General features: G+C 43.2%; 9 protein-coding genes. All 9 read right to left on the reverse strand.

From position 1 onward, the window contains the following. Positions 1–95: 95 nt before the first annotated feature. Positions 96–560, reverse strand: coding sequence for a hypothetical protein (locus RWJ43_RS01220; protein ID WP_035427884.1), 465 nt, complete (start codon positions 558–560; stop codon positions 96–98). Further along, the gene (locus RWJ43_RS01225; RefSeq protein WP_051485255.1) at positions 557–745 is read right to left on the reverse strand and encodes a Flp family type IVb pilin; all 189 of its coding nucleotides are present in this window, start codon (positions 743–745) and stop codon (positions 557–559) included. The genes RWJ43_RS01220 and RWJ43_RS01225 overlap by 4 nt, the downstream gene beginning before the upstream one ends. Positions 746–760: 15 nt before the next feature. Continuing rightward, positions 761–1,372, reverse strand: coding sequence for a type II secretion system F family protein (locus RWJ43_RS01230; RefSeq protein WP_051479301.1), 612 nt, complete (start codon positions 1,370–1,372; stop codon positions 761–763). Further along, positions 1,372–2,307, reverse strand: coding sequence for a type II secretion system F family protein (locus RWJ43_RS01235; RefSeq protein ID WP_232215500.1), 936 nt, complete (start codon positions 2,305–2,307; stop codon positions 1,372–1,374). Before RWJ43_RS01235 ends, RWJ43_RS01230 begins: the two co-directional genes overlap by 1 nt. Continuing rightward, entirely contained in the window at positions 2,262–3,614 is a 1,353-nt protein-coding gene (locus RWJ43_RS01240) for a CpaF family protein (protein WP_314006848.1), read from the reverse strand. Before RWJ43_RS01240 ends, RWJ43_RS01235 begins: the two co-directional genes overlap by 46 nt. After that, on the reverse strand, positions 3,614–4,912 hold the full coding sequence (locus tag RWJ43_RS01245; protein WP_314006858.1) for a P-loop NTPase: 1,299 nt from the start codon (positions 4,910–4,912) through the stop codon (positions 3,614–3,616). Before RWJ43_RS01245 ends, RWJ43_RS01240 begins: the two co-directional genes overlap by 1 nt. Next, on the reverse strand, positions 4,912–5,739 hold the full coding sequence (locus RWJ43_RS01250; RefSeq protein WP_314006850.1) for an SAF domain-containing protein: 828 nt from the start codon (positions 5,737–5,739) through the stop codon (positions 4,912–4,914). Before RWJ43_RS01250 ends, RWJ43_RS01245 begins: the two co-directional genes overlap by 1 nt. Before the next feature lie 406 nt (positions 5,740–6,145). Continuing rightward, a complete protein-coding gene (gene rsgA, locus RWJ43_RS01255) occupies positions 6,146–7,330 on the reverse strand; it encodes a ribosome small subunit-dependent GTPase A (RefSeq protein WP_314006852.1) in 1,185 nt (394 codons plus the stop codon). Positions 7,331–7,345: 15 nt separating this feature from the next. Further along, positions 7,346–7,907: cation-translocating P-type ATPase C-terminal domain-containing protein (locus RWJ43_RS01260; protein ID WP_314006854.1), on the reverse strand; the 562-nt coding region annotated here is incomplete at its 5' end.

The raw sequence follows: 7,907 nt of genomic DNA on the forward strand, positions 1-7,907 counted from the left end.
GTGATATATCACACCAAGAGACGTAATGACAATTAAGCACGAAAATAAAACTAGAGCATATTCAAGCGTTGCTTGTCCTTGTGTATTCTTAACACCTAGTTTGATTGCTCTAATAGATTCTTCGCATCTTGAGTGGATATGTGACATGTTGAGACCCTCCTTATCTCTCCTTGATCAGAAACAGTCACAAGTTCTGACCAATTTCCACCATTAACTAAACAGCCCCATACATTGCCGGCTATGTCTAAATATCCGGAATAAACAAGCACACAATCAGCTCTTTGCTGATAGCCCTCTAAAATACTCTGGGCTTCGTTTTGAATAGTTTCTTTACTATCTCTTTGCACGGAATTCTGTTTAAACAAATCTTCTGCTGCTGCATATGAGATTGGCTGTTCATTGGCTTTTTTGTCGTCTCTATTTTCATGAGTCTGCACATAGTCTGAGCTCGTATTTGATGAATGGTCCTGTTTTCTTGGTAATACGAGAAGTGCAGCAAATAGCAAACATACAGTGACAATAATGAACACAGAATAAGCAGCAGTGCTCTTTCTGCTCATAGAGAATTAATTCCCGATGTAATTGCTTCCCAAAGCTCAGAAATTTTACCTTTAAAAGCAATGATTGCGACAATCGCAATAACTACAAGTACGCCAACTAAAATTGCATACTCTGTAGTTCCCTGTCCAGATTCATCCTCTTTTAAGCCTTGTAGATACCTAAAAAATTGATAGAAGAACATCATCGGCTTTCCTTTCTCTTAAGAAGAAAATGCAGGTCCAAGCAAGGGACCTAAAATTGCAAGTAACATTGCTGGAACAATCAGCGTTCCTAGAGGGATGAGCATTTTAATTGGGATCTTTTCAATTTCCGTTTCTAACAGCGAACGCTGCTCATCGCGAAGAACTGAAGCTTGTCTATCTAATATTTCTGCAAGAGGAGTTCCAAAAGTAAGCGCTTCATTCACAACAGTCGCAAAGCTTTTAAGCGATGGAACTCCTACTTTTGCCGCCATCTGATTGAGTGCTTCTTCGCGAGTAGTAGCACCAAGCTTCCAAGTCATATGAGCATTTGAAAGCTCTCTCGATAATTCTCCAGATTCTCGCAAACAATACAGATCAAGCGCTGAATCAAAAGATAGCCCTGATGACAGCCCAAGAATCAAAATGTCAATCATTTCTGGCATCTCACGTAGGCATGATTTTCTTGTAAACTCAGACTTTGCCCGGAGGCTCATTCTCTTGTGACTTTTTATGCCTCTTATAATTTGCTGATAATAACTATGGACATCAAAATGATTCAAATTGACGGGAACAACTAGGGCGAGAATACCTATGCATGTTGCAAATAATACGGAGCATAGTAAATCCATCACTTCATTACTCCTTTCATAATGCTTCGAATAATCAAAAGAGCAACGCAATCCATGACCATTGCAATTGATGTGCATATAACGCCCGATGGCGTAAATAAACCCTTTTGAAAGTCCGGCGATAGAAGCGACAAGACAATCAATAAAACAACTGGGAGAAGACATACAATTCGAGCAGATAATCTAACTTGAGCAGTCTTTGTTGCTATGAGCCTTTGATTCTTCTCTTGTAATTCAACTAACTCGGCAGTTTTCTGTAAAAGACTCTTAAGCGGAGACCCTGTTCTATGTGAAATTACTAAGGCGCTAGCCAGCAAATTAACACCTGGAGCATCCAACCTTTCTGCCAAGTCCTCAATAGCTTCTTCGATAGGAAAACCGCACTTGATTTGCATGTCAGCAATATAAAAATTTTCTGATACGACACCTTCTGTGTGTTTACTGACATATTCAATAGATTGTGAAAGTGTGAGACCTGATCCAAGAGCAACGGCGATTGTTCTAAAAATCGAAGGCATCATATGGGCGATTTCTAAAGCAGATTGATGCTTGGCATGTTCATATAGAAAATAAGGAACGAGAAATAACGAGAAAACACCGCAAAGCGTACCTATTGCAGACTCAAATAGAACACCAAGCAAGATGGATCCAGCTATGCCACTAATAAAAAACAGTACGAAAGCATCAGTGACTAAGGTAATCCCATATTTGTAAAGAAAACGATTACGTAGCTGCATTGATGTATAAGAAAAAGGTTCCCATTTGAGCAAGCGCTGGACAAAAGTGCTATTGCGTGCAAATTGAAAAAACTGAACTACATAACCTGTTACTCGTGCATTTATTTGAGAAACAGTTTTTTCCTCACCGTTGCATACAAGAAAATAAATAATTACTCCAAAAACACCTCCTGTGATTGAGGAAGTAAAGACATCCATGAAGTAACCTCCTTTTTATTGAGTATTCCTTCTTGTATTGCACGATTGATAAAAGAAGGAACTTTTACAAAAAGCCAACTTCTTTTCTGCGCGTCAAACGACACCACCTCTTGCACTTCAATTGATCCTGACGAAGACAAGGAGATTTCTGAAACGCTGGTCACATATCGTTTTCCATCAGGAAATCTTTGAGACATAACTATCAGATCAAGTGCAGTGGCAATCTGCTTTTCTATGATTTCTGCAGGTAAGTCCATTCCAAAACGAGCCATCAACACTAGGCGCAATATTGCCTCTTGAGCGGTTCCGGCATGCAATGTAGTTAAAGAACCGTCGTGACCTGTATTCATAGCCTGCAGCATATCAATGCACTCTTCACCTCTTACCTCTCCTACTACAATGCGATCTGGCCTCATTCGGAGCGCGTTTCTCACCAATGATCTAATGGTTATTTCTCCTGTTCCTTCTATTGAGGCGGGCCGAGCCTCTAGCCTGACAACATTTGGATGCGAATCGAACTTAAGCTCCGCTGAATCCTCAATAGTGACAATTCTTTCTGACTTTGAAATTTCACATGAAAGTGCATTTAAAAGCGTAGTCTTACCGGATCCTGTTCCTCCAACAACCGCGATTCCCTGTCTGCACTTCACAGCCCAAGACAAAAATCTTGCAAGCCATTGAGGCAGCGATTTCATTTCCACTAACCGGTCCAAAGAAGTAATTTTTCCAGTGAATCTTCGGATAGTTACTGAAGTGCCGTTCACTGCAACAGGGCTTGCAACTGCATTGACACGGTCTCCATTCTCAAGTCGTGCGTCAACAATAGGACTTACCCTATCCAGCCTTCTTCCTAATGGAGATAAGATACGATCCATAACAATCAAAATCTGCTCTTCAGAGTCAAAGACTGTTTTTGATTCAAATAGCTCGCCGTTTTTCTCGTAAAACAAATTGTTGCAACCGTTAATCATGATTTCAGTAACATCTTTATCATTCAGTAGCGGCTGAATTGGACCAAGACCACACACCTCATTGATTACCTGTTCGATTGTTTCCTCATAGTCAACTGAACTAAAAAGCTCGTCCTTCTCTTCATTAACAATTGCTTCACAGGTAACTCTTAGTTCGTCTCTTACACGATCGATATCACTGCCTGTAATGAGAGAAGAAACTGTAGAAAGTCCTAATCGAGAAACAAGTTTTTCTTTTATCTTTTTTCTAGCCTTCTGAAATACTTCTTTTTGGAGTAGTGAGTCATTCTCATCTTGAGCCTCAATTTGCTTAGCAACGCGTTCAAAGACAAGCATTAACCCACCTCCTTCCTCCTATTGAATAAGCTAAATGGCTTTTTCTCAGGAGTTGCTTGCAGGGCAATTTGAGCCTCGCGCAGTTGTGGAAGAATGCCTAACTCGTTAAGAAAATGCGCAAGTACAAAAGAGACCGACTGTGCAAATGAAGTTTCCTCTTGTAACAGCACAGAAAGCTTTCCTTGCTGAATAAGCTCTTGAAACCCTGGTCCGCCTTCAAAAATCCTAAACATCTTTGCAGCTTCAAGACCAACCTCTGCTTTTCCAACAGAGAAGTCCTGTTTAACCCTTGGATTTGCTTTGTTCTCAAGTCGGATAATGCGAGTCCTTGCCACTCCAAGGCGCACTGCAAGTCCACTTACTTTTGCTAAAGAGTTAATACACGTAAGAGGGTTCTCTGAAACAATAACCAGCCTATCTGCGCATTGTGCTGCCTGAGCATAGCAATCTGTTGATGCCGTCGTAGTGTCTACGAGCACCAAATCAACCAAACCAGAAACAGCTTGAAGAAAATGACTCACACAAGGAAAGAGGAGTTCTGCCATTTCAGGTTTTACACAAGGACCAAAAAGATACAAATTTTTATGGATACAAGTTGCCTTTTCTAGAAGGTTCTCTTTTTCTGAAGGTACATCAGCAACAAGATCAGAGAAGTCTTTTGGCTGTCTAATTCCAAGCTTCTCAAAAGCATTTCCATAAGACAGGTCAAAATCAACTAACGCAACCTTCAAGCCCCAAGAAGAAGCAATCAGAGCCATTGAAGAAACAAGTGTGGTCTTTCCCACTCCTCCTCTTCCTGAAGTGAACGTCAGAATCGGAGCTTTTAAAGTCTTATCAAGAGGAATAAGGGATTGTAGATAGGTATTTAGCTCTTGGATACTGGCAACATAATCTGAAGCTTCTGGTAAAGGCTGAGAAAGCCTGTCAGCCCCGTATGATTGATATCCTCTTCCAACCTTTACCAGATCCCCCAATTCCATAGGGTCAATAACTAAATCAACTCCTGCTTTAGCTGCTCTAGAACGAAGTGATCCAGAAGCGCCAGACCTTACTAGCACTACACAGCGTGCGTTTCCGTCTTTAACAATCGCAGCAGCAAGATTTATATCCGAAACATCGGAGCCGGTATTACCAATCAAGACTGAATAATCCTGAGGAGTTGAACGAGCAACAATTGATCTAAGAGATGCCGCAGAATCTGTAAACTCACACCTATTACTGATACCTAAGTACGTAAGAATGGCTCCAATCTCAACGCGTGCGTCAAGACCTACGTATGAGATCCACTTTTCTAACATCACGCTTCACCTCCTGGATTAGTAGACGAATCTGCTTGTGACGCACTGTTGCTGTTTTGGTCGGCTGTTGGAGAAACAGGGTTCTCTGGCTGCACATCTTCACTTGCAGATGATGGGCTTGATTGATTTGTTGTGTCAGATAAATCTTTTGGGTTTTCTTCTTCAACGTAAGAATTGTTGTGTAGTAAGTCCTGAGCATTAATCTTTGATCCCGGAAGAGTAAAGCGGAGTGTTCCTCGAGCATATGCAGAAAGCACAGCAGGAACCTGTTCAGGAGTTAATCCAAGCGTTACAGAAGAAGAGGTGTAAAGAGTACCCTCGGTATCATCTGACAATACCGCAATATCAGAGGCAATACAGGTAATAAGAGAATCGGTGACCTCATACGCCGCAAGTTTTGTACCAGCACTAAGCCTCTCAGCTAATCCGTACTTCTCGCCATGAGAAATAGTGAGACCAACAAGATTTTCTGGAATAGAAATCTGAGAGGTGACTGATCGCAGATGAAGAGAAACAACAGGCATGCCAACTCCAATAACAGATGAAACCGTTCGACCCATAACACTTTCTGGATTAGTAATTGCACCCTCAGGAATCAGATCAGAAATCCAGCTTTTTACCTGTGTATTAGAAGATGAGAGAGTTTCTCCGGGCTCTATTTGTTTTGTGGCCACCAAAATTGAAGTAAGTTCTCCGCCGTATTTTTGTATTGCTTCTGCTCGTGATTTCTCTGCATCTGCACGGACACTTTGCACATATGCAAAAAAACAAAAACTAGCTAGAAGTGCACTCAACACAGAAATCAAAATTCTTGTTTTCTTAGTCACTTTTTTCCTCCCCTCCATTTGCGATATACCGATTGTGCGCTCGGGTTGAGAGAAGGAGGACAAAAACAAAAGATTTACCTGCACAAATATGTCCGATAGCTGACGCGAATCTGACACAAAGTAATGTATCAACAGACTACAGCGACGCAATGAAAAATGGGTAATTTAAATTTTTATCCAATTTGATATATAAAAATTTTTAGAAAATCATAACTGCTACATTTTTAGAGGGATTGTAATAAATGATTTTCTAAGTGATTTGCCTGACTCATGAACGATGGTTGACCCTCCCCATTACTGGGCGGGACCAACCCTCGTTGATTTCAATATAGCATGTTTCCTGCTGGTTTGACAAAAAAGCACCCTAGTCAAGCCAGGGTGCTTAGAGGATTTACGCTGTTAAAGCTTAAAGCACAACATCAGGGTCAAGCAATTGCTGGCTTTCTCGCATTTCTTTTGCCAGAGATAAATAGGCCTTTAACTGGGGTTCTGTAATCTTGCCCTCATGCAGGGCGTCTTGAACGCTACATCCTGGCTCGTGAGTATGGGTGCAATCCCTAAATTTACACGTCTGAGCAGCTTCAGAGATGTGTGGGAATATCTTCTGTAATCCCCTCTCATGGCCCACAATAGGCAAGCTTCTGAGCCCTGGCTCGTCCACAATAACACCAGCGTCAGGAAGCGCTACCATACGGCGAGCAACCGTTGTATGACGTCCCGCCTTATCGGACTCGCGAACTTCTCCCGTTTCAAGCGCTTCGTGTCCCAAAAGCGCATTCAGAAGCGTTGATTTACCAGCACCTGATTCACCAAGCACGATGGCTATGGAACCGTAAGGAACAAGGCTGCGAACAGCATCGATTCCCCATGCAGCTCCAAGATCTTGGGCGGTCTGCGCAAGGTCTGCAAGTGCCTCGGGTTTCTCGCCCTCAAGCTTTGAAGCCGTTGCAACAATCTTTACCGTAGAGCCAAGAGCTGCGGTAATAGAAGAAATCTCTTGAGCCAAAAGTTCCGGTCCCGCAACATCTGATTTAGTGAGTACCACGGCACAAGTAGCACCGCAGTCCTTAGAAATAACTGCTGAGCGCACAATACGATCTACCGAGATAGTCTCTCCGTCCAAAGCCTGTACCACAAGCACAAGGTCAACATTTGCGGCCAAAGTCTGCTTTTGACCACGAGCTCCGCCCTTCCAGCGAGCAATATCGGTCTCTCGCGGCAGAATGGCCTCGATGATGCCCATATCGTGCGAGTCCGGAATGCGAGCACACACCCAGTCACCAACGGCTACCGTGGAGTTCTGGCCCTTGGTCACGCGCGCAGCAAACTCGGCGCGAAACTCTCCCTGCTCTGACACAACCGCAGGAAATCCCCTATCCAAGCGGACCACGCAGGCCATGGTCATCGTCTGGCGAGAAACTCCTTGAGCTTCAAGCTCGGTCACGATACCGTCATAGGCCTTTATCTGAGCCGACGATGGAGTCAGCTGCTCAAACGCTGGAACATCCAGCAATGAAGAAAGGGCCGGCAGAGACCCTTGAGTCCTGCCGGCTCCTAGTTTTTTGGAACTTTTTGTACGCTTAGCGGACAAGAGTACTCCTCTACCTTATGCCTTGTTCTTTTGAACAGAGCGCATAACAGCCTTATAAAGCTCCATCAGAGGAATAATCGATGCAGCTAAAAGCATTGCCATGGCGTACTCTTCAAAGCCAATCTCAGCAAAGCCAAATGCCTGAGAAAGTGGTGTCTCAATTACCACAAAGGTGAGAATCAAAGACATAACAAAAGAGCCCCACAGCCAAATGTTTTGGCTGGTTAGCTTAAAGATGGAACCGCGCAGAGAACGCATGTTAAAGGAGTGGAACATCTCAACCATAGAAAGCGTCAAGAATGCCATGGTCATGCCTTCAACACCAGCCTCTGGGTTAGCAATGACCTGTGAGATGTCAAAGGTTCCATACTCAAAGTAATGGCCAATAAAATAGCTGACAATGGTGAGAAGAGCAATGATAGAGCCCTGAACAAGACAGTCAAAACCAACGCCACCTGCAAAGATGCCGTCCTTAGGGTTGCGAGGCTTACGCTTCATAATGCCTGGCTCAGCCTTCTCGGTAGCCATAGCAAGAGCGGGCAGAGAGTCGGTGATTAGGTTAATCCACAGAAGGTGG

Origin of the sequence: Lancefieldella parvula (genome assembly GCF_963530955.1) — a bacterium.
GTDB classification, from domain to species: domain Bacteria; phylum Actinomycetota; class Coriobacteriia; order Coriobacteriales; family Atopobiaceae; genus Lancefieldella; species Lancefieldella parvula_A.